The organism is Microbacterium yannicii PS01 (genome assembly GCF_000304335.1).
GTDB classification, from domain to species: Bacteria; Actinomycetota; Actinomycetes; order Actinomycetales; family Microbacteriaceae; genus Microbacterium; species Microbacterium yannicii_A.
In genome coordinates this window covers 84,084-104,577 of the sequence record NZ_CAJF01000001.1, presented here as the reverse complement: position 1 = coordinate 104,577, position 20,494 = coordinate 84,084, and the positions used below count along the sequence as shown (strand labels likewise).

The window sequence follows — 20,494 nt, the reverse complement described above, 5'->3', positions numbered from 1 at the left end:
CAACATGCACTAAGTCCCGAGAAGTGCAATAATGCACTTCGTGATCGAGAGTGCAATTCCCACCCGCGAGCGACGCCGCGCGGAGACGACGCGCACGCTGGTGTCGCTCGCCCGGCGGAAGACCGCAGCCGGCGGGCTGAACGGCTTCACGATCGAGGAGCTGTGCGAAGAGGCGGGCATCTCGCGCCGCACCTTCTTCAACTACTTCGCGTCGAAGGAAGACGCCGTCCTCGGCATCCCGCTGCACATCGATACGGCCGAGGCCGACGAGCTGTTCGTCGGCATGCGACCCCGCACGGCGCCGGGAGCGATCTCCGCGTCGCTGCTGACCGACCTGGCCGCTCTCCTCGAGGGCCGTTGGGCCGCGCTGGAGTTCAACCGGGCGTCGGCGCAGGAGCTCATGGCCGCCGCAGAGCGAGACCCGCGCCTGGTCACGCACATGCTCGAGCGCCATCACCGGGACGAGCAGAACGACATCGCGCTCGTCGCACGCCGGGAGGGCGTCTCAGCCGACGACCCGCGCGTGGTCGCCGCCGTGCAGATCGTCGGTCACCTCGCCCGCCTCGCGGTGCCCGCCTCGCTCGATCCTGACGACCGGCGCACCTTCGCCGAAGTGCTCGACGGCTCGCTCCAGAGCGCCCGCGAGCTGTTCGCCTCGCAGGCGTCGACCCGTCCTTCGTGAACCCCACCGTCCCGACCGACCCCGAAAGCACCCGATGACCGCCACCGCTCCCTCGCCCGTCGTCGCCACCGGCGACGCCCCGATGCTGCTCACCAAACGCCGCATCTGGATCATCTTCTCCGCCCTCATCGCCGGCATGCTGCTGTCGAGCCTCGATCAGACGATCGTCTCGACCGCCATGCCGACGCTCGTCGGCGAGCTCGGCGGTGTCGAGCACCAGGTCTGGATCACGAGCGCCTACATCCTCGCGACCACGATCGTCATGCCGATCTACGGCAAGTTCGGCGACGTGCTGGGCCGACGCAACCTGTTCCTCATCGCGATCGCGATCTTCACGCTGGCCTCGATCGGCTGCGCCTTCGCATCCGACTTCTGGATGTTCGTCGTCTTCCGGGCCATGCAGGGCCTCGGCGGCGGCGGGCTCATGATCCTCTCGCAGGCGATCATCGCCGACATCGTCCCGGCTTCGGAGCGCGGCAAGTACCTCGGGCCGCTGGGCGCGATCTTCGGTCTCTCCGCCGTGGCCGGTCCCCTGCTCGGCGGCTTCTTCGTCGATCACCTCACCTGGCAGTGGGCGTTCTACATCAACATCCCGGTCGGGATCGCTGCGTTCCTCATCGCGGTGTTCGCACTGAAGCTGCCGAGCAAGAAGGCGACCAAGCCCATCGATTGGCTCGGCGTCGTCTTCCTCTCGGCGGCGACCACGTGCCTGATCTTCTTCACCGACTTCGGCGGCGACCGCGACCACGGCTGGGACTCGCCCGCCACGTGGGCGTGGGGCGCCGGACTCGTTCTCGCCGTCGCACTGTTCATCCTCACCGAGTCTCGTGCGGCCGACCCGGTGATGCCGCTGTCGCTGTTCAAGAATCCGGTGTTCGTCAACACGACGCTCATCGGGTTCGTGATCGGCATCGGGATGTTCGCCGCCATCGGGTTCGTGCCGACGTTCCTGCAGATGTCGTCGGGCACGTCAGCCGCGGCATCCGGCCTGCTCATGATCCCGATGATGGTCGGGGTGATGGGCACGTCGATCGTGTCGGGGCTGCTCATCACGAAGACCGGCCGCTACCGCATCTTCCCGGTGCTGGGCACCCTCATCACCGGCGTGACGATGGTCCTGATGACCTCGCTCACCGCCGACACGCCCATCTGGCTGATCTGCGTGTACCTGTTCCTGTTCGGCGCCGGCCTGGGCCTCGTGATGCAGGTCGTGGTGCTCGTCGCGCAGAACTCGGTGCCCGCGACTCAGGTCGGCACGGCGACGAGCTCGAACAACTACTTCCGCGAAGCGGGCGCCGCGCTGGGCATCGCCGTGTTCGGGGCGATCTTCACGAGCCGGCTGACCGAGAACCTGCTGGCCGCCTTCACCGGCGCCGGCATCCCGGCCGACCAGGCCTCGCAGGCGGCCGCGACGATCGACCCGGCAGCCCTGAACGATCTGCCGGAGCCGGTGCGAGACTCCATCGTCACCGCGTACGCCGATGCCCTGGCGCCGGTGTTCTGGTACCTCGTGCCGTTCATGGCCATCGCGTTCATCCTCTCGCTCTTCCTCAAGGAGATCCCCCTCTCCGACGTCGCCGGGCTCGTCGCGCGCGGCGAGGCGATCGGCGGCGATGAGGCGGAGCGGCTGGAGGCCGAGCAGCGCCAGGCTGCGGGCGCCGCCCGGGTCGACCGCGCGCGCATCGAGAACGAGAGCACGACAACACCGGTGGAGTGACGTCGGGAGGTGACAACGGATGTCGCGGCGCTCGGCCGCGACATCCGTCGTTCACTCGTGCTCGGCTTCGCCGGTCTCTTCGGACTGACCACGCGTCGACGACTCGGCCTTCTCGCCACCGGCCTCGAGGACGTCTCCGGCGGGCAGCTCCTGATGTCCACCGAACTGCAGGCGCATCGCCGACAGCACCTGATTGGCGAACTGGTCCTCGTCACGCGAGGCGAAGCGCTCGAAGAGGGATGCCGCCAGCACCGGCGCCGGAACCCCCGTGTCCACCGCGGCCTTCACCGTCCATCGCCCTTCGCCCGAGTCGGAGACACGACCCGCGAGCCCGTCGAGCGTCGGATTTCCGTGCAGCGCCGCCGCGGTGAGATCCAGAAGCCAGGAAGAGATGACCGAGCCGCGGCGCCACAGCTCGGCGACCTTCGGCGTGTCGATCGTGAACTGGTAGAACTCCGGCTCCTCCAGAGGAGCGACCTCGGCGGAGTGCTCGGTCTGACGGATGCCGGCATCGGCGTGCTCGAGGATGTTGAAACCCTCGGCGAGCGCCGCCATGACGCCGTACTCGATGCCGTTGTGCACCATCTTCACGAAGTGGCCCGCTCCGGATGGACCGCAGTGCAGGTATCCGAGCTCTTCGGGCGCGGGATCCCCGTCGCGGCCGGGGGTGCGAGGCACCTCACCGCTTCCCGGCGCGATGGTCTGCAGAATCGGCTCGATGCGCCGGAAGGCCTCGTCGGGCCCGCCCACCATGAGGCAGTACCCGCGCTCGAGACCGAACACGCCGCCGCTCGTTCCGATGTCGACGTAGTGGACCCCGGTGCTCTGCAGCTTCGCCGCGCGGCGGACGTCGTCGCGATAGTTGGAGTTGCCGCCGTCGATGATGATGTCGCCCGGCTCGAGCAGCGCGGCCACCTCGTCGACCACCTTCCCGGTAAGTCCGGCGGGGATCATCAGCCAGATCGCCCGTGGCGCCTCCAGCTTGGCGACCAGGTCGGCGATGCTCTCGGAACCCACCGCCCCCTCCCCGGCGAGCGCGGTGACCGCGCCCGGATTCACATCGAAGACGACGCACTCGTGCCCGTCGCGCATCAAGCGCCGGACGATGTTGCCGCCCATCCGGCCGAGGCCCACCATTCCCAGTTGCATTCGCCGCTCCTCGTGTCGTTGACGTCAGTTCTACAGGCTGATCGAGGTGCGGTGTCAGGGAGTGGGCGAACCTCCGGTCACGGCCAGGGTCTCGCCGGCGACGTAGCTGGACTCGGCAGAGGCCAGGAAGACGTAGGCCGGAGCGAGCTCAGCCGGCTGTCCGGCGCGTCCGAGCGGCGTCTGCTCGCCGAACGACTCGATCTTCTCCTGCGGCTGGCCGTCACTGACCTGCAGCGGCGTCCAGATCGGGCCCGGTGCCACGGCGTTCACCCGGATGCCCTTGGGCGCGAGCTGCTGGGCGAGCGCCTTCGTGAAAGCGTTGATGGTCGCCTTCGTCGACGCGTAGTCGACGAGGATCTCAGACGGCTGATACGCCTGGATCGACGTGGTGTTGATGATCGTCGACCCGGGCTTCAGGTGAGGGAGCGCCGCTTTGGTGATCCAGAACATCGCGTAGACATTGGTCTTGAACGTGTCGTCGAACTGATCGTCCTCGAGGGTCGTCAGGTCTTCGTTGAAAACCTGCTTGCCGCCGTTGTTGACGAGGATGTCCAGTCCCCCGAGCCCCTCCACCGCGCGGGCGACGAGGTCGCGGCAGTAGGCGGCGTCGCGCAGGTCGCCCGGCAGCGTGAGCACGTTGACGCCGGCGTCCTGCAGAATTCCGGCGACTCGCTGCGCGTCGACCTCCTCCTCGGGCAGGTACGACATCGCGACGTCTGCTCCTTCGCGCGCGAACGCGATGGCGGTGGCGGCGCCGATGCCCGAGTCGGCCCCGGTGATCAGGGCCTTCCGACCCTTCAGGCGCTCGGTGCCCCGGTACGTGTCTTCGCCGAGGTCGGCCTTCGGCTGAAGCTCGGCGTCGAGCCCGGGCTCAGGCTGGCGCTGCTTCTTGGGGTCGAAGTCGGCGTACAGCTCGGCGGGGTTGGTCAGCGTGTACTGGTCGCGGGACATTCTTCCTCCTGGGTCGGATGCGAACGTGTGCGATCCACGCTAGGCAGGGGTCTTCGAGCGCGCTCAGGGGTTGCACGACGGCTCAGAAGTCGTTAGTGCCGCCCGGTGCCGACCGATCGGCAGCGCAAGCCTCTTGGACCCGATCGCGCGGCTGTCTATGGTGTCGTGCAACGAATCGGAGGAGGACGCCGTGGCGAAGGATCTCAAGAAGGGCGACCGTGTCAGCTGGAACACGTCCCAGGGGCGGACCCAGGGCGAGGTGGTGGAGAAGAGGACGAGCGACTTCCAGTTCGCCGGCCAGCACTTCACGGCGTCGGACGACGAGCCGGCCTACATCGTGAAGTCGGAGAAGAGCGGCGACAAGGCGGCTCACAAGGCCGGCGCGCTGCGCAAGCTCTCGTAGCCGCGGCAGAGCCGAAGGTCAGAGCCCTCGCCGATCGACGAAGCCGCCGAACACCGCGTGAAGGAACGGCACCGCCGACGACACCATGAGAGCGATGCCCCAGATCGGGTCCTCGGACCGCAGAACGGCCCCGCCGATGAACAGCCCGGCGAAGAGCACCGCTGACACCGCTCGGCGCCCGAGGCGCTCGAGGCGCTTGGCGCGCTGATCCAACCGGGGCGAATCGATCGACAGCCGGCCCTCCTCGGCACGGGTCACGAAATCGTCGAGGCGACGGGGCAGCCGCGCCGCGATGGCCGCGACCGAGACCGCCTCTCTCGCCACGGCGGTCACCGCATTGCCCCGCTCACCGCGGATCAGCTGGTCCGCGTACGGCTCGACGGCGTCCCACATGTTGAACTCCGGCTCGAGCGAGCTGCAGAGGCCGGACGTCAGCGACACGGCGCGGACGATGAGCAGGAAGTTCTCGGGCAGCTGGAACGGCAGCGACCGGATGACGTCGCCGAACTCCGTCGCGAAGTCCTGAAACTCCCGGGGATCGACGCGCTGCAGCTCGGCGAAGCCCATGCCGCCGAAGCGCGCGAACAGCGCCGTCATCGCCCGCTCGAGCTCGACGGTGTCGGCCGACGGCAGCAGCACTCCCACATCGCGGATGCTGTCGACGAGCTGCCTGCCGTTTCGTGAGGCCACCGCGATCACGAGCTGCTGCAGGTCGCGCCGCAGCCGCTCGGGAACCTCGCCCATCATGCCGAAGTCGACGAAGGTCAGGCGGAACGGTCGCTCCTGCGTCGACATGGGCGTGACGAAGATGTTGCCGGGATGCGGGTCGGCATGGAAGTAGCCGTCGCGGAAGAGCTGGTCGAACATCACGTTCGCGAACTCCGAGGCGACCTGGGCCGGGTCGATGCCGGCCTCCTTCAGCGCGGCGACGTCGTTGATCTTGATCGCCGACACGTCCGACAGGGTGAGGACCCTCCCGGTCACGCGCTCCCACGCGACCTCGGGCACGTCCACACGCGGGTCGTCACGGAAGTTCTCCGCGAACCGCTCCGCGTTGGCGGCCTCGTGCAGATAGTCGATCTCCTCCTGGCTGGTCTGCGCGAACTCCTCGATGAGCGCCGGGAGATCCACATGGTCGGCCACGATCCGCACGCGGCTGAGCCATCCGGCGACCTTGCGCAGTGCAGCGAGGTCGACCGCGACGATCTCGTCGATGCCCGGTCGCTGGATCTTGACCACGACGTCCGCGAAGCCGGTGTCGGCGGCCTCGGCATCCGTCAGTCGCGCACGGTGCGCCTGCCCGAGGGATGCCGCGGCCAGCGGCGCCGGGTCGATCCACGCGTACGCCTGCTCCAGCGGCAGACCGAGCTCGGCCTCTGCGAGAGCCCGGATGTCTGCGAAGGCGACAGGCGGAACCTCGTCCTGGAGGCCCTCGAGCTCTTTCGTGATCTCGGGCGGAAGCACGTCCAGGCGCGACGACATGAACTGGCCGACCTTGATCATGAGCCCGCCGAGCGAGACGGCCAGTCCGTGGAAGCTGCGCGCGATCGTGCGCAACCGAGCGGCGCGGCCGCGCGCGGCGAATCGCGCGAGTCCGATCCGCGGCAGGAAGAGCTCGAACCACCAGGCCTGCGCGATGTACCGGGCCGCGAAGCGCAGAATGCGACGGTAGCGGGCGCGCGAACCGGCGGCGTCGGCCATCGAATCTCCCTGATCCCGACGCTCGGCGTCGGCGCTCGCTCGGCCCTCGGTCAGTCCTGCGCGAGGATCGAGAAGAGCTTACGACGCGCCTCCTCGAGGACCTCGACAGCCTGCTGCACCTGCTCGGGCGAACCGCTGCTCGCCACCTGCGCGGCGGCCTGTGCCAGCTTCGCGCCGGCCTTCGGCAGAGCGGTGGCGCGGGCGGCTTCCCGGGCGCCCGGAGACTCCCACGGTGCGGAGCGGCCCTCCGTGGCGTCGACGGCAGCGCGACCGGCCTCGGTCAGCGAGTAGGTCTTCTTTCCGGCGGACTCCGTCGCACTGATGAGGCCCTCGTCGGCCAGAAGCTGGAGAGTCGGGTACACCGAGCCGGGACTCGGCTTCCACGTGCCGCCGCTGCGCTCCTCGATCTCGTGGATGATCTGGTACCCGTGCATGGGCTTCTCAGCCAACAGCGACAGGACGGCCGCGCGCACATCTCCCCGCGCCATCCTGGGCGGGGTGAAGCGCTGCTCGAACGCGTCGCGCAACTGATCCACGGCGTCCCAGATCCCTCCACCGACAGAGCTGGAGCCCTGTCCCGGCTGCCGGGCGCCGAACGCTCCTCCGAAGTCGAAACCGTTCATGATGACCTCCTCGTATCGACGAGCGATACCTTCGCGATACTCAACGATATATCGCTATCTGCGATCTGACTAGGCCGGGACATGCGCCCGCTATCGATCCCGTACGACGGTGTCAACCGCCGCGACGCCGCCTGGTGACGTGGCTAGCGTGGAGCGCGAGCCACCGAGGAGCCGACGTGACCCGCACTGCCCCGCACACTGCGACGGTGTCGGTCGTGATCCCGGTGAAGGACGACGACCGGGAGCTCGCGCGATGCCTGCGCGCGCTGTCGCTGCAGACGAGGAAGCCCGACGAGATCGTCGTCGTCGACAATCGGTCTTCGGACGCCTCCGCCGAGGTGGCACGGGACGCGGGGGCTCGTGTGATCCGCTGCGACGAGCCGGGAATCCCGGCAGCGAGCGCGGCAGGATACGACGCGGTCGCCGGTGACCTCATCCTGCGGCTGGACGCGGACTGCCTCCCGTCGGCGAACTGGGTGGAGGCGGTGACGAGCGCGTTCGCGCATCGGCCCGATATCGCCGCCTTCACCGGCGGTGCCCGCTTCATCGACGGGCCGCGCATGCTGCGGGCGCCCTTGGCCGCCGCCTATCTCGCCGCCTACGCCGCCGTGCTGACCCCGACCCTGGGCCATCTGCCCGTGTTCGGGTCGAACCTCGGACTGCGCCGCGACGCCTGGCGCAGCATCCGTTCACGCGTGCACCGGCACGATGCCGACCTGCACGACGACCTCGACCTCGCGTACCACCTGGGCGAGCGCTTCCAGATCCGCTACCTCCCCCACGCTGCCATGGGGATCTCGATGAGACCGTTCGGCAGCGGCCGTGGCTTCCTGCGACGGACCTGGCTCGGCGTGCGAACGGTGATCGTGCACTGGCCGGCGGACTTCCCGCCGGTGCGGTGGACGCGCCTGCTTCTGCGCCGGGCGCTGGAACGGTCTCGCCGCGATGCAGCCCCGCCTCGGAGAGAGGGAGGGGAACGGTGACGGTGCCGCTGATCGGACCCGTCGATCCGCCGGGCCTGCACGTCACGACGTTCAACATCCGCCGCCGGATGGACGGACTCGCGTGGCGGCGCGCCGACCGTTGGCGGCATCGCCGGCCGGCCGCGCGGGACCTCCTGACGAGCGAGCGACCGGCTCTTCTCGGTCTCCAGGAGGCCATGCCGGACCAGGCGGACGACGTGCTCAACGCCCTCGGGCCCCGGTACCGCTTCGTCGGCCACGGGCGGGGCGCCCGCCGCACCGGCGAGGGGTGCCCACTGTACTTCGACACCGAGCGCCTGGAACTGCTCGAGTGGGACCAGACCGCTCTCTCGGAGCACCCGCACCAGCCCGGATCCCGGTCTTGGGGCAACCCGATCCCGCGCATCGCCGTCACGGCGCGTCTGCGTGACCGCGCGACCGGCACGTCCTTTCTCGCGATCAACACCCACCTCGATCCCTTCTCGCCCCGATCGCGACTGCGCTCCGTGGACACGCTGCGCGCTCTCGTCGGTGACGGCCCTGCGATCCTGACCGGCGACCTCAATGCCGGCGCCGAGTCCCGCACGCTTCGAGCGCTCCTCGCGGACGAATCGCTGAAGGATGCGTGGACCGTCGCGGAGCACCGGCTCGGCGCCTCGGTCGGCACGTTCGCGAACTACCGCCCGCCGCGCACCGGTACGACCCGGATCGACTGGATCGTGGTCACTCCCGACTTCGCCGTGGAGCGGGCGGGGATCAACGCGCGCCGCTTCGACGGGTCCTGGCCGTCCGACCATCTGCCCGTCCAGGCCGTCGTACGGCTCGGTGAGGAGAACGGCCCCGTATGATCGCGAACTTCCTGCGCGCGCCGGCCGGCCCGGGCGAATGGCTCGCCGATGCGGTCCGCGCCCTGGGCCTGTTGAGCGTCGCCGCCGCGTTCGTCTGGTGGACGGCGACGGATGCCGGCATCCTCGCGCTCGCCCTTCCGGCGCTCGTGGTCCCGCGCTTCGTCGGAGTGCGCCCGGGCTTCGACATCTTCTTCGGGATAACGGTGCTCGTGGCGGCGTGGAGCAACGTGCTGGGGTTGTATCGCGTCTGGCCAGGGTGGGACCTCGCCGTGCACGTCGTCTGCACGGGGGCCGGCGCAGCGATGCTCTATCTCCTTCTCACTCGCCTGGACGTCGTCCCGCTCCCACGGGCGGCGGGTGCGAGGCGGCGCACGCCGATCGTGATCGTGACGGCGCTCGGGCTCGCGGTCAGCGCGGTGTGGGAGATGGTGGAGTGGCTGGGCAAGACCTTCGTCACCGCCGAGATCTTCGTCACGTATCAAGACACGATCGGCGATATGACCGTCGGCGGCCTGGGGGCTGTCGTCGCGGGGGTTCTGGTCGCCACGGTCCGCCTGGAACGCGCCGCCTGAGGCGAACCGAGGACAACCGCCCCTATCGCTCGGGCCGCGGGTCGCGGGAGCATCGGGAGGTGCACTCTTCACGTCCCGCGGCGCGGCACGCGGCGCCGCGATCCTGGTCCGCGTGAGCGGATATCGAGGCGCGGTTGCGCGTCCCGGCGACGCGCCGGTCCACTCGCCACGCCCGGCACTCACCTTTGCTCACTCGCCGGCGCCGCCGACGCGCATCGGACTCGCACTGGTTCTCCTCGCCGTCCTGCCCTCGGTGATCGCGCTCATCCTGGCGGTCTCGACAGCCACGGATCCCTCGCCGATCGCCCGCCTCGTCGTCGCGGCCGTCGTATACGCGCCGGTGGCGGCGGTCGCGCTGTCGCTTCGCCGCCGGGATGTCGCCGCCCTCACCGGCGCTCTCGCGATCACGAGCGGGTGGCTGGCGCTCGTCCTCGTGCTGAGTCGCCTGCTGCCCGATACGTCTGGGATCGGCACCGTGGTCACCGTCACTGCGCACCTCGCGCGACTCCCCGAGCTGGCGGCGCTCGCCCTGCTTCCGTGGCTGCTGGTCCGCGATCACGCGCACCCCCATCGGGTGGCATTGGCCATCGGCCTCGGCGCGCCGCTGTCGAGCCTCGTCGTCTCGATCGTCACGCTGATCGGCCCTGTTCCGCAGTCGGTCGACGTGGCTCCGCTCCTCTGGGCGATCGCCAGCTTCGTCGCCGGCTCGGTGGCCGTCGCCCGGCGCTGGCGCGACGGCATCGATCGGGAGCGGGAGTCGGTGGCCTGGTTCGTCGCCGGAGTCGTTCTTCTTGTCGCGAGTTACGGACGCCTGGCGGCCGCTCTCCCGGCGCCGATGGCACTCCTGGCCGATGCCGCCTTCGTGCTCTCGCAGGGACTCCTCCCGGTCGGGATCCTCGCCGCTGTCGCCGTGCGCGACGGGAGTCATCTGGCGTCACGCACCGTCGATGCGATCGCCGGTGTGCAGTCGCTGGCGTTCGCCGTCGCCGCCTACCTCGTGACCACCGCCGCCGGGCGGGCGCTCGGGCTGGACGCCGCGCTCGCGGGCGCGATCGCCGCCGCCACGCTCGCCCTCGTCCTCGGCACCACCGCCCGTCGGCTGCGTCTGCGGCTCGGACGATTGTTCACCGACGGCGCACCCGAGGCCCGACACGTCCTGCGTCGGCTGGCCGAGGCCGTGACCCCGTCCGGCGAGGAGGACGCCGACTCCGCCGAGATCGGACGGGACGGGGTGCGCAGGATCGCCGCTTCGCTGCGAGAGACGTTCCGCTTGTCGTCCGTCGAGATCGCGCTCGCGTCGGCCTCCGCTCCTGTCCGTGTGGGAACGATCGCCGCCGACACGGTGTCGGTCGACCTGCTCTCGGGTGGCCGGTCGATCGGTCGTCTCACCGTGACCGATGATCCCGGTCGGCCGATCGACCGAGCGGCGCGACCGGTGCTGGAGCAGACCGCCGGTTTCGTCGCCGCGGCCGTCCTCCTGGCGACGGTCAACGAAGACGTGGCCGCGACGCGGCGCCGGACGCTCGGCGTTCGGCGGGAGGAGCGCCGCCTACTGCGAACCGAACTGCACGATCGGCTGGCTCCGGCGCTCGCCGGCATCGGATTCGGGATGTCGGCCGCCGACGCGCTCATCGCGAACCAGGATCCCCTGGCAGCGATCGCCGTCGCCGAACTTCGAGGCGACACGACCGCGTGCGCCGACGACGTTCGCCAGCTCGCACGCACGCTGATGCCGACCGCGCTGGACCAGGGGGATCTGGAAGCAGCGCTCGACGAGCTGGCGACGACGGCCTCGCACGGCGAACTGCGCGTGGCCACGACGGCTCACGGCGCGGACGTGCTGGACTCGGACCTGCAGTTGGCGGTCTACCTCGTGATCGCCGACGCGGTGTCGCGCGCGCGAAGGGCTCCCGGAGTAGCGGGGGTCGCGGCATCTGTCAGCATCGAGGATTCGCGCGTTCGCCTGGGTGTTCGATTCGATGGCGACTCGACGGTGACGACGGCTCTCGCCGAGGCGGTGCGGCAGCGCGCCGACGAACTCGGTGCGCGGACCGAGCTGCCCACCACGGGCGGCGTCCATGCGGAGATCGCACGATGACGCCCCGGCTGCCGGTCGGCGGAGGGGATGCCGCTCCCCGGCGATGGATCGCCGGCGGTGTGTGGGCAGTGTCGTGGACGCTCGCCATCGCTTCCCTCGCCATCGCCTGGATCGCGCAGCTTCCGGCCGAGCCCCTTCCCGGCGTCTTCCTCTCCCCCGCTCCGCCCGAGATGCAGGCGCGCTTCGACGACATCGGGGTGACGGTGGCTCTGATCTACGGGCCGGTCAGCGCTCTTATCCTCGCTCGACGACCGCATCCGGTGGGCGTCATCATCGCCCTGCACGCAGTAGGGTCCGGCATCGCGGCGTTCGGCGTGCAGTACGGCCTGCTCGGGGCACAGGTGCCGGGTCTTCCGCTGTGGGGACTGGTCGCGTTCGCGGCGGGCTGGGGATTCGTTCCCGGCACGTTCATGACGGCGGTGCTGCCGATCCTCGTCACGCGCGCCCCGCTTCCACGCTGGCAGCGCGCCCTCGTGGCGCTGTGCTCGGTCTTCGCCGGCGCGGCCTTCTTCGCGAGCCTCACCCAGCAGACCGTGCCGACACCGCGCAACCCGCTGGCCATCGACATCGCCGCATACCAGGCGGCGCTTCCACCCGTGTACACGGCCCTGTCCTTCGCCGCCGTAGCGATCTCGTTCGTCTCGCTCGCGGTGCTGATCGCGCGATGGACGCGGGCACGAGGCCGCACCCGCGTGGGTCTGTCTTGGCTGACCATCGGGCATCTCTTCCTCACACTGTCGTACCTCGCACTCGTCCTGCCGGAGGGTCTCGATCTGCCCTCGTGGGCGGTCGACTTCGGGCTCGTGGCGCCGGTGCTGGGACAGATCCTCTACCCCGCCGCGATCCTCGTCGTCGTCCTCGGGCAGCGACTGTGGGGGGTCGCGCTCGTCGTGAGCCGTCTCTTGCTGTGGTCGCTGCTCACCTTCGCCGGCGTCGCCCTTTACCTGGTGCTCGTCGCCGCGCTCCCGGTGACGCTCGCCGGCGTGGACGCGCTGTCGCTGCTCGTGCCGGTCGTCATCGCCCTCGCGATACTCCCTCTTCGGGGGTGGCTGCAGCGCCGGATCGATCGACTCGTCTACGGCGACGGCGCCGACCGCGCCCACCTGCTGACGCGCCTCGGTGAGCGGATCGGCGAGCTCCCGCCGGGAGCGGCCGGCCTCACGGACCTCGCCCACACACTGCGCTCGGTGCTGCGGCTCGGCTGGGTCGAGATCCACGCCGGCGGGCAGCGTGCGGAGTCGGGTGTGCGGGTGACGGGCGAGCCGGCCCGCGTGCCACTGTCGACCGGTGGCGAGGCGGCCGGCGAACTCCGAGCCCAGCCCATCGGCGGCCAGCGATTCGACCGCCGCACGCTCGTCGTGCTCGCCGACGTCGCGGGGCTCGTGAGCACCGTGGTGCGCCTCGCGGAATCGTACGAGGTTCTCGACACGGCGCGCAGCGACCTCGTCGCCCGCCGGGCGGAGGAGCGACGGGCGATTCGTCGCGAGCTGCACGACGGCCTCGGTCCCGCCCTCGCCGGGATCGGATTCGGGCTCGCCGCGGTCGAGAATCTCGCCGCGAGCGACCCGCGACGTGCCCGCGACCTGTTGGCGGAACTGACCCACGACATCCATCGCCGGCTGCGAGAGGTGCGCGATCTCGCGAACGCGGTCTCGCCGAGTCCGCTCGATGGCGAGGACCTCGCGGACGCGCTCCAGCGGCTCGTGAGCCGTTTCGCGTCCCCGGCGCTCCGAGTGCACGCCACCGTCGCCGGCGATGCTCACCTGTCTCCCGACATAGCCGAAGCGCTGTACCTGGTCGCGGCAGAGGCATTGGCCAACGCGGCGCGCCATTCCGGCGCGCGCCACGTCGCGGTCCGCGTGACGGCGAGCGCAGAGTCCTCGGTCCTCGAGGTCTCCGACAACGGCCGAGGGATCCCGGAAGACGCGACGCCCGGCATCGGGATGACCTCGATGCGCGAACGGGCGGCCGCACACGGCGGAGTCCTGGACGTGTCGAGCGGGAGGCGCGGAACGGTGGTCACGGTCTCGCTTCCCGCGGCTCGGTCGGCGATCCAGGACTACGCGTCCTGACGTCCGGGACACCGGGACCTGCAGGCTCGAAGCGCAGACGCGGATCGACGCAGTCCGTGTGGGCGCCGGAGACGGCACAATGAAGCCACGAACCGCGGCGAGATCGCGGCGGAGGGAGTCGAGATGAGTCAAGGCCACGCACTCAAGGTCGCCGTCGTCGACGATCACCCGCTTTTCCGCCGAGGCATCACGTCGCTGCTGGACACGCTGGACGGCGTGGAAGTCGTCGGCGACGCGGCGACGATCGCCGACACCCTGGACCTGGTGGGTCAGCACGCCCCCGACGTGGTGCTCATGGATCTGGACCTCGGATCCGAGTCCGGCATCGACGCCACGCGGATGCTCACGCAGCAGCATCCCTCGACCGCCGTGCTGGTCCTGACCATGCTCGGGGACGACCGTTCCCTGTTCGCCGCAATGCGCGCCGGCGCCAAGGGGTACCTGCTGAAGGTCGCCTCCCCGCTCGAGGTCGAACGCGCGATCCATGCCGTCGCCGACGGTCAGGTGCTGTTCGGAGCGGATGTCGCGGCCCGCGCCGTCGCGTATCTCAGCGGCAGCGCGTCCGATACGGGCGCCCGGAGATTCCCCGAGCTCACCGATCGCGAATCCGAGGTGCTCGACCTCGTCGCGCGGGGCCTCGACAACGGCTCGATCGCACGCACGCTCGTGCTCACGAGCAAGACGGTGCGCAACTACGTCTACAGCATCATCACCAAGCTGGGTGCACCCGATCGCAGCGCGCTGATCGTGATGGCGCGCGAAGCGGGGCTCGGCTCCCGCCATGGAACAGCCGGCGCCTGAGCGTGCCTCACCCGCGCCAGGCCAGTCGAGTGTCCCGGCGGGCGTCCCAGGCACATCGAGGACTCACGCACCTGACCGCCGGGCGGCCAGGCGCCCGAAGCTGGGATCGAGCCGCAACCGCGGCTGCGTGGCACCGGGCCGCGCTCCCGAACACGAAGGCCAGGCCATGTCCTCGACATCCGATCTCACCCAACCCGGCGCCCCGGCGCCGTCCCGTGCGCCGCGAGGCCGATTCGCGGGATGGCCGCTGTGGGCCCTGCTCGCCGGGCTCGCCGGCACCACCGGCACCGTCGTCACCGACCTTCGCCCCGAGGCCGAGCTGGCGGCCGCCGACCGGGGCGAGCAGTACATCGTCACCGCAGCCGACATGCTCAGCCTCGACCCGCTGGTGGGGCGCATCGGGTTCTTCGCCGGCCTGGTCTCCGTGCTCGCGCTCATCGTCTTCGCCGCCGCGTGGCGACGTCACGTGGATGCGCGCTTCGCGCGTTCGACCGCCTCCCGGGTCGTGAGCGGCGGAGTGATCGCCGCCAGTGGTGCCCTCGCCCTCGGATACGGCTGGCGCGGAGCATTGGCGAACTACCTCGGGCCGGAATCCGGCCTCTGGGACGGCACCGGCCTGTTCGTCTACTACGTGCTCACCGACTTCGGCGCCTACATCGGCTGGACGGGCCTGATCGCGAGCGCGCTGGCCATGGCGTGGATGGCATTCCGGGAGCGGAGCGTCTCACGGATCCTCGGCACCGTTGCAGCACTCGCGGGTATCGCCACCCTCGGCGCCGTCTTCGCATCCGGGGTTCCGGGCCTTCCCGGCGTTCTCATGCCGATCTGGCTCGCCATCACCGGACTCTGGCTCGCCGTGGGGCGCAGCCGCATCACAGACCGCGCGGACGCCTAGGCGGGCCCGCGGGCCGGCGTTCGGGTCGTCGGCCGAGGATGCCGCCACTGGGGCTCGCGGCATCCCGCATACGCCCGCTCCGTCGACCGACCGACGGAGCGGGCGTTCCGCGCGTTCAGCATCGGGGCCCCGGCCGGTCAGTCCGCGGCATCCGTCACCGGCTGACGCAGGATCGTGCGCAGCTTGGACGGATCGGTGCGGCGGAGGTCGCTGAGATAGATCTCGTGGTGCTTGCCCGTCATGCGCAGGCCGTGGTCAGGGATGTACTCGTCGTGCAGGCGCGCGAGCACCGGCCCCTCCTCATCGAACGGCCCGATGTGGAGCGACTGCACGCAGCGTCCTTCGGCGAGCGTCTCGATCCGCACCTTTCTGATCGCCGGCGCGTCCTCAGCTGCGGCGAGCGCGCGGTCGACGAGGTCTTCGGTGATCCAGTCGGGGATCATGTTGAGCGCGGTCCAGTCCCACTTCGACTTGTCTCGGCCGGTGGTGAACGCTGACATGTCGTCCGACCACCACAGTGCCTCCAGCGGCATCACGACGTAGTCGCGGTCGAGCTCCTTCTTGCTCAGGAACTTGAGCTTGTAGGCGACGGGGAAGATCGTCGAGATGGCGTCGGCGTACTCCTGCGCGTTCGGGTCGCCGTGGCCGTCGATCATGAGGTACCGCAGCGGCGGCACGTCGACGACGTCGAAAGCACCGCGACGAGCCGTGTAGGCCCGGATCTCCTTCTTGAAGTCCGTCTTCACGGGAGGGACATTATCGCCTCATGCGGACTTCAGCTGTCCGCGGACGATCGAGTCGCCCGAATGCGCCGGGTCGCCGTCGACCGGCTCGAACGAGATGTCGACGAGGTCGTATTCACTCAGATCGACGCCCTCCGGGATGGGAAAGGTGCCGGTCGAGCCTTCCAGCAGCCCGAGGCTGATCAGCGCCGCGCCATCGTTCCCGATGAGCCACACCTCGCGATAGGCGTCCGACTCGGCGGCGCCCTCGAGGGTCACAGTGAGGGTGCGACGCCCGTCCCGGCTTTCGTCGACCTCGGCCGCGCCCTCGGCCTGCGGGTGCGAGGGGAAGGCGTCGAGCGAGGCCGCGGCGACGACAGTCGGCGTCAGTCTGGCCGAGACTCCGGCCCACAGTCCCCCGCCTACGGCGAGGATGAGGACGACGGATGCCGCGAGCACCCACATCGACCGGGTTCGACGAACTCGCCGGCCGACGCGTTCCGCCGACGCGGACGTCTCGAGCGGGGCGGACGCGGCCTCCGCCTGCCCCGACGTGTCCGCGGGCTCGAGGGCAGCCGCCGCCGAAGACAGCGGATCTGCCATGACGGCCTGTCCGAGCCCGAGCTCTTCGTGGATGCGTCCCCACACGCGGGACGACGGTGCCTCGAGCACGCCCTCGTCGATCGTCGAGCGCGCGACGACCGCCGCGTGCGTCATCTCGGCGACCTCCGCCGTGCACGCCGGGCAGGACGCGAGGTGAGCGCGCTCCTCGTCCGTCGCGACGGCCTCGCCCATGGCGACCAGGGCGAGCTGCTCCGGGTCAAGGTGTGACACGGGTCACCTCCAATCGGTCGCGCATCCGCATGAGACTTCGCCGGATGTGGCTCTTCACGGTACCCAGGGGCATCCCGAGCCTTCGCGATATCTCGTCGTGCGTCAGATCGTCGTAGAAGGCCAGGCGCATGACGATCTGCGCGTCGGGCTCGAGCTGCTGCAGCTCGTTGGCCACGAGCAGGGTCTCGGAGAGGTCCGGGGCCTCCCGGACCAGGTCGTCGGGGCGGGTGAGTCGCTCCATCTCCGCCTGGATGGCCCGCACCTTCGCACGGGACTCGTGCGTGTCGGCGATGCGATGGCGGGCGATCGCGACCAGCCATGTCGACAGCCGCGCCTTGTCGGGGTCGTACGAGGCTCGGGAGGTCCACGCCGACACGAAGGTGCGCTGCGTCACGTCCTCGGCGTCGCCCCGGTCGCCCAGGGACCGGAGCGCCAACGTGAACACCACGGGCGACCACCGTCGGTACACCTCCGCGAGCGCGGACTCGTCACCCGTCCGGAAGCGCGCGTTCAGCTGCGCTTCGGCGTCGGGCTCGGCATCCGCTGCCACGCTGTCCTCGCTTCCGGGCGTCATTGCTGTCGTGCGATGGCGACGACGTTATCGCGGTATCGGCCGGTGGTGGGGTCGAACGGTCCACCGCACGTGATGATCACGAGCGCCGGCGCCCCCTCCCGGGCGAACAGCTCTGCGGTCGGCAGGGCGGTCTTGTCGTAGAACGTGAGCGACTCCACCACATACCCGCGCGACGACCCGTCGGCGGCGTCGATCGACAGGGCGGCGCCCGGACCCAGTTCCCGCAGTCGTGCGAGAGGCCCGATGGGATAGTCGGGAGCGTCGACGTGGGCGGCGAGCATGACGTTGCCCGCTTCGCTGAGCGCATCCGGCCCGTACCGATACCAGCCGGCAACGGCCGGGTCGACCGGCAGCTCCATCTGACCGCTGGGTTCGATCCCGACGTCGGTCACCGGCATGTCGACTCCGAGCGCATCGATGCGCAGCCGCACGGGAGGAACCGCGGCTGCCGGCGCCGACAGCGCACCCGACTGCACGGGCACATCGATCGTCGGCGTCGGCAGCGCGGGGGGTGGGGTGGGAGCGGAAGGAGACGCCGTCGCGATGCGACGGGGAGTCGGCGTCGCATCTCCCGCTCCCACCGGTGTGCAGGCGACGAGGCACGCCGCGAGGACCGTTCCCGCGAGAACGCAGACCATCGACTGCTCTCTCCGGAGGCCTCGCGACGTGCCCCGCGCCATCAGTGCGAAGCTCCCTGCCGAGCCCGCACGACCGTGACGGCTCCGGCAGCCACGGCGATCGCGAGCACGCCGGCGCCCGCGATCATCAGGAACGTGGTCGACGCGTCGCGCTGTGCGAGGTAGCCGGCCGATCCCGACGGCACGCCGTCAGGGCTGGAGTGCAGCCCCGTGACGGTCTGCGCCGCGATCGCGAGGTTGCCGTCCTCGGCACTTCCCCACGCGTACACGATGGTCAGGACGCCGTCCTGGATCTGCACGTCTGTCGGGCCGAGCACCGGTTCGGTGGTCCCGGCGAGGGCGACGGCTGCAGAGACCGTGCCGGCCGGCAGGTTCAGCGTCGCCTCGTTCGGGTTCGTGAGCCCTTCGACGACCGGCGATCCGCCGGCGAGCACGTCCACCGCGGGAGCGGCGGCGACATGCCGGACCGTGAGACGGCCCTCGCCCGCAGCCGTGGTCGCGGTGTCGTTGGTGAAGAGGTTCAGCCCGGGTTCGCCGGCTTCGGTCAGGTGTGCGACAGCCGTGTAATTGGAGCCCGCGGCGAGCGTGAGCGTGGCAGGTCCGAGCACGGGAGAACTCGCGTCCGCGGCATCCGTCGCCGTCAGAGCGACCTCATAGTCGCCTGCCGGGAGCTCGAGGGGGCCGGCGAGGTCACCCGGCTGGAAGTCGTCGAGTGTGAGCTCTCCGTTGACGTAGACGTCGACGGGGGTGTCGGGGATGCCGTGGAGCACCGAGAGCTGGGCGGATCCGTTCGTGTCGGCCGATGCCGGCATCGCGAACCCAAGAGCCGCGATGATGCCGACGGCGAGACCGGCGGCTGCTGTCTTTCGCACTGTCTTCCTCCTCATGAAGGGGGCGGTCCATCACCACCCCATGACAGTGCTTTCCGGCGCCGGAGCCATTTCGGATGCAGTTGCATGAAACTCTTTTTCTGCGGGACGTCACCAGCCCATCGAACCGGGCGCTCCCTTGAAGGGGCCGACGATGTCCGGAGTGATCCAGCCGCCGTAGAACCCACCCGGCTGCGGCTCGACGATCACACCGTCGACCGTGCACACGTCCATGTGGCCCGGGTACACCGCGGCGCGGTCCGCAAGCGACGCGAATCCGGGCGACGGGTCGGGATAGTTCCACGCCCCGCGGGTGCGGAGGACATCACCGCCTCGGACATCCAGGTACCGGGCGGCGCCCTTGTACTCACAGAAGGACGAGCCGGCTCCCGAGCTGAGCGCGCCGCCTGCGAACGCCGCGATCGGCAGGTAGTACACCGGCGGATGACTGGTCTCGAGCACTCGCACGACATCGTCGGTGTCGACGATCAGCTCGCCGCCGAGGATGATGCGGACGCGGCGAGCGACGCGCTCGATGCGCGGCGGACGAGGATAGTCCCAGACGGACTCCTGCCCGGATGCGACCGGGTCCGGCAGCGGATGTCTCATCTTGCCTCCTCGCCGCCAGCGTAGGCGTGGTCCTCGTGCGCGGGGTCGAACCCGGTGATCTCACAGCCGCCGGCGGACCGGTCCGCCGGCGAGGGCTGTCAAGGCCCTCGTCCGACGGAGCGATCGTGCGTAGCGTGCCGAACGTCGACGACGAAAGGATCTCCATGCTCCGCGCACTCGCCCTGAACTGCACCCTCAAGCCCTCGCCCGCCGCTTCCAGCTCGGAGCTGATGGCGCAGCAGGTGCTCGATGCCCTGGCCGGGCACGACGTGACCGGCGAACAGGTGCGCGTCGTCGACTTCGATGTGAGACCCGGCGTGGAGGCCGACATGGGCGACGGCGACCAGTGGCCGCAGATCCGCGAGAAGCTCATGGCGTCCGACATCCTCGTCTTCGCGACGCCCACCTGGGTGGGTCACATGTCGAGCGTCGCGCAGCGGGTGCTCGAGAGGCTCGACGCCGAGCTCTCCGAGACGGACGACGAGGGCCGCGCGATCCTGGCCGGCAAGGTCGCCGTCACCGTCGTGGTGGGCAATGAGGACGGTGCCCACGGGATCACCGCGGATCTGTACCAGGCGCTGGGCGATGTGGGCTTCAGCATCCCGTCGCAGGGCGGGGTGTACTGGAACGGCGAGGCGATGAAGACGACGGACTACAAGGACCTCACGGCCACGCCCGAGAAGGTCGAGTCGACGATCGGCACGCTCGCAGGCAATGCCGCGCATCTCGCGACCCTGCTGAAGGAGCGTCCCTACCCCGCGCCGCCGAGCTGAT

At 70.1% G+C, this 20,494-nt stretch carries 21 protein-coding genes; 11 read left to right on the top strand and 10 right to left on the bottom strand.

What is annotated here, in order from left to right; all coding sequences use genetic code 11:
- Positions 1-40: 40 nt before the first annotated feature.
- Both WYM_RS00510 and WYM_RS00505 read left to right on the top strand, forming a co-directional pair.
- Positions 41-682 (top strand): TetR/AcrR family transcriptional regulator, encoded by a 642-nt coding sequence (locus WYM_RS00510; RefSeq protein WP_051008024.1) that lies wholly within the window; start codon positions 41-43, stop codon positions 680-682.
- Positions 683-716: 34 nt separating this feature from the next.
- Positions 717-2,399, top strand: a complete 1,683-nt coding sequence (locus WYM_RS00505; RefSeq protein ID WP_019178861.1) for an MDR family MFS transporter — start codon at positions 717-719, stop codon at positions 2,397-2,399.
- 51 nt (positions 2,400-2,450) lie between these two features.
- Here the strand turns inward: WYM_RS00505 and gnd are convergent, their stop codons facing one another.
- Together gnd and WYM_RS00495 are read right to left on the bottom strand one after the other, a co-directional pair.
- Positions 2,451-3,548 (bottom strand): phosphogluconate dehydrogenase (NAD(+)-dependent, decarboxylating), encoded by a 1,098-nt coding sequence (gene gnd, locus WYM_RS18855; protein ID WP_019178860.1) that lies wholly within the window; start codon positions 3,546-3,548, stop codon positions 2,451-2,453.
- 54 nt (positions 3,549-3,602) lie between these two features.
- Positions 3,603-4,499, bottom strand: coding sequence for an SDR family oxidoreductase (locus WYM_RS00495; protein ID WP_019178859.1), 897 nt, complete (start codon positions 4,497-4,499; stop codon positions 3,603-3,605).
- Positions 4,500-4,689: 190 nt separating this feature from the next.
- Here WYM_RS00495 and WYM_RS00490 point away from each other — a divergent pair, with 190 nt between their 5' ends.
- A complete protein-coding gene (locus tag WYM_RS00490) occupies positions 4,690-4,902 on the top strand; it encodes a DUF2945 domain-containing protein (protein WP_026059432.1) in 213 nt (70 codons plus the stop codon).
- 18 nt (positions 4,903-4,920) lie between these two features.
- On the opposite strand, the gene WYM_RS00485 is transcribed toward WYM_RS00490, so the two are convergent.
- Positions 4,921-6,603 carry an ABC1 kinase family protein gene (locus tag WYM_RS00485; protein WP_019178857.1) on the bottom strand — a complete coding sequence of 561 codons (1,683 nt, stop codon included), beginning with the start codon at positions 6,601-6,603 and terminating at the stop codon, positions 4,921-4,923.
- Positions 6,604-6,653: 50 nt separating this feature from the next.
- Complete coding sequence (locus WYM_RS00480) at positions 6,654-7,226, bottom strand: PadR family transcriptional regulator (RefSeq protein ID WP_019178856.1); 573 nt, start codon at positions 7,224-7,226, stop codon at positions 6,654-6,656.
- A 176-nt stretch (positions 7,227-7,402) separates the two neighbouring features.
- Between WYM_RS00480 and WYM_RS00475 the strand changes: the two genes are divergently transcribed.
- The 7 genes from WYM_RS00475 (at position 7,403) to WYM_RS00445 (ending at position 15,474) form a co-directional block, all read left to right on the top strand.
- Positions 7,403-8,209: a glycosyltransferase family A protein gene (locus WYM_RS00475; RefSeq protein ID WP_019178855.1), complete on the top strand. Its 807-nt coding sequence runs from the start codon at positions 7,403-7,405 to the stop codon at positions 8,207-8,209.
- A complete protein-coding gene (locus WYM_RS00470) occupies positions 8,206-9,036 on the top strand; it encodes an endonuclease/exonuclease/phosphatase family protein (RefSeq protein WP_019178854.1) in 831 nt (276 codons plus the stop codon). The genes WYM_RS00475 and WYM_RS00470 overlap by 4 nt, the downstream gene beginning before the upstream one ends.
- Complete coding sequence (locus WYM_RS00465; RefSeq protein ID WP_019178853.1) at positions 9,033-9,608, top strand: hypothetical protein; 576 nt, start codon at positions 9,033-9,035, stop codon at positions 9,606-9,608. The genes WYM_RS00470 and WYM_RS00465 overlap by 4 nt, the downstream gene beginning before the upstream one ends.
- Positions 9,609-9,720: 112 nt before the next feature.
- Complete coding sequence (locus tag WYM_RS00460; protein WP_019178852.1) at positions 9,721-11,706, top strand: histidine kinase; 1,986 nt, start codon at positions 9,721-9,723, stop codon at positions 11,704-11,706.
- Entirely contained in the window at positions 11,703-13,778 is a 2,076-nt protein-coding gene (locus WYM_RS00455; RefSeq protein ID WP_019178851.1) for an ATP-binding protein, read from the top strand. Before WYM_RS00460 ends, WYM_RS00455 begins: the two co-directional genes overlap by 4 nt.
- A gap of 123 nt (positions 13,779-13,901) precedes the next feature.
- Entirely contained in the window at positions 13,902-14,579 is a 678-nt protein-coding gene (locus WYM_RS00450) for a response regulator transcription factor (RefSeq protein WP_019178850.1), read from the top strand.
- A 166-nt stretch (positions 14,580-14,745) separates the two neighbouring features.
- Complete coding sequence (locus WYM_RS00445; RefSeq protein ID WP_019178849.1) at positions 14,746-15,474, top strand: hypothetical protein; 729 nt, start codon at positions 14,746-14,748, stop codon at positions 15,472-15,474.
- Positions 15,475-15,611: 137 nt separating this feature from the next.
- Here WYM_RS00445 and WYM_RS00440 read toward each other — a convergent pair whose 3' ends face one another.
- The 6 genes from WYM_RS00440 to WYM_RS00415 all read right to left on the bottom strand — a co-directional run bounded on the left by WYM_RS00440 (position 15,612) and on the right by WYM_RS00415 (position 19,720).
- The gene (locus tag WYM_RS00440) at positions 15,612-16,220 is read right to left on the bottom strand and encodes a GyrI-like domain-containing protein (RefSeq protein WP_019178848.1); all 609 of its coding nucleotides are present in this window, start codon (positions 16,218-16,220) and stop codon (positions 15,612-15,614) included.
- Between the two features lie 18 nt (positions 16,221-16,238).
- Positions 16,239-17,030 carry an anti-sigma factor domain-containing protein gene (locus tag WYM_RS00435; RefSeq protein WP_019178847.1) on the bottom strand — a complete coding sequence of 264 codons (792 nt, stop codon included), beginning with the start codon at positions 17,028-17,030 and terminating at the stop codon, positions 16,239-16,241.
- The gene (locus WYM_RS00430; protein WP_019178846.1) at positions 17,017-17,604 is read right to left on the bottom strand and encodes an RNA polymerase sigma factor; all 588 of its coding nucleotides are present in this window, start codon (positions 17,602-17,604) and stop codon (positions 17,017-17,019) included. Before WYM_RS00430 ends, WYM_RS00435 begins: the two co-directional genes overlap by 14 nt.
- Positions 17,601-18,242 carry a class F sortase gene (locus WYM_RS00425; RefSeq protein ID WP_019178845.1) on the bottom strand — a complete coding sequence of 214 codons (642 nt, stop codon included), beginning with the start codon at positions 18,240-18,242 and terminating at the stop codon, positions 17,601-17,603. The genes WYM_RS00430 and WYM_RS00425 overlap by 4 nt, the downstream gene beginning before the upstream one ends.
- A 41-nt stretch (positions 18,243-18,283) precedes the next feature.
- Positions 18,284-19,114 carry a DUF4397 domain-containing protein gene (locus WYM_RS00420; RefSeq protein ID WP_019178844.1) on the bottom strand — a complete coding sequence of 277 codons (831 nt, stop codon included), beginning with the start codon at positions 19,112-19,114 and terminating at the stop codon, positions 18,284-18,286.
- Positions 19,115-19,222: 108 nt separating this feature from the next.
- Complete coding sequence (locus WYM_RS00415) at positions 19,223-19,720, bottom strand: DUF427 domain-containing protein (protein WP_019178843.1); 498 nt, start codon at positions 19,718-19,720, stop codon at positions 19,223-19,225.
- 164 nt (positions 19,721-19,884) lie between these two features.
- Here WYM_RS00415 and WYM_RS00410 point away from each other — a divergent pair, with 164 nt between their 5' ends.
- Positions 19,885-20,493, top strand: a complete 609-nt coding sequence (locus WYM_RS00410) for a flavodoxin family protein (RefSeq protein WP_019178842.1) — start codon at positions 19,885-19,887, stop codon at positions 20,491-20,493.
- Position 20,494 lies beyond the last annotated feature (1 nt).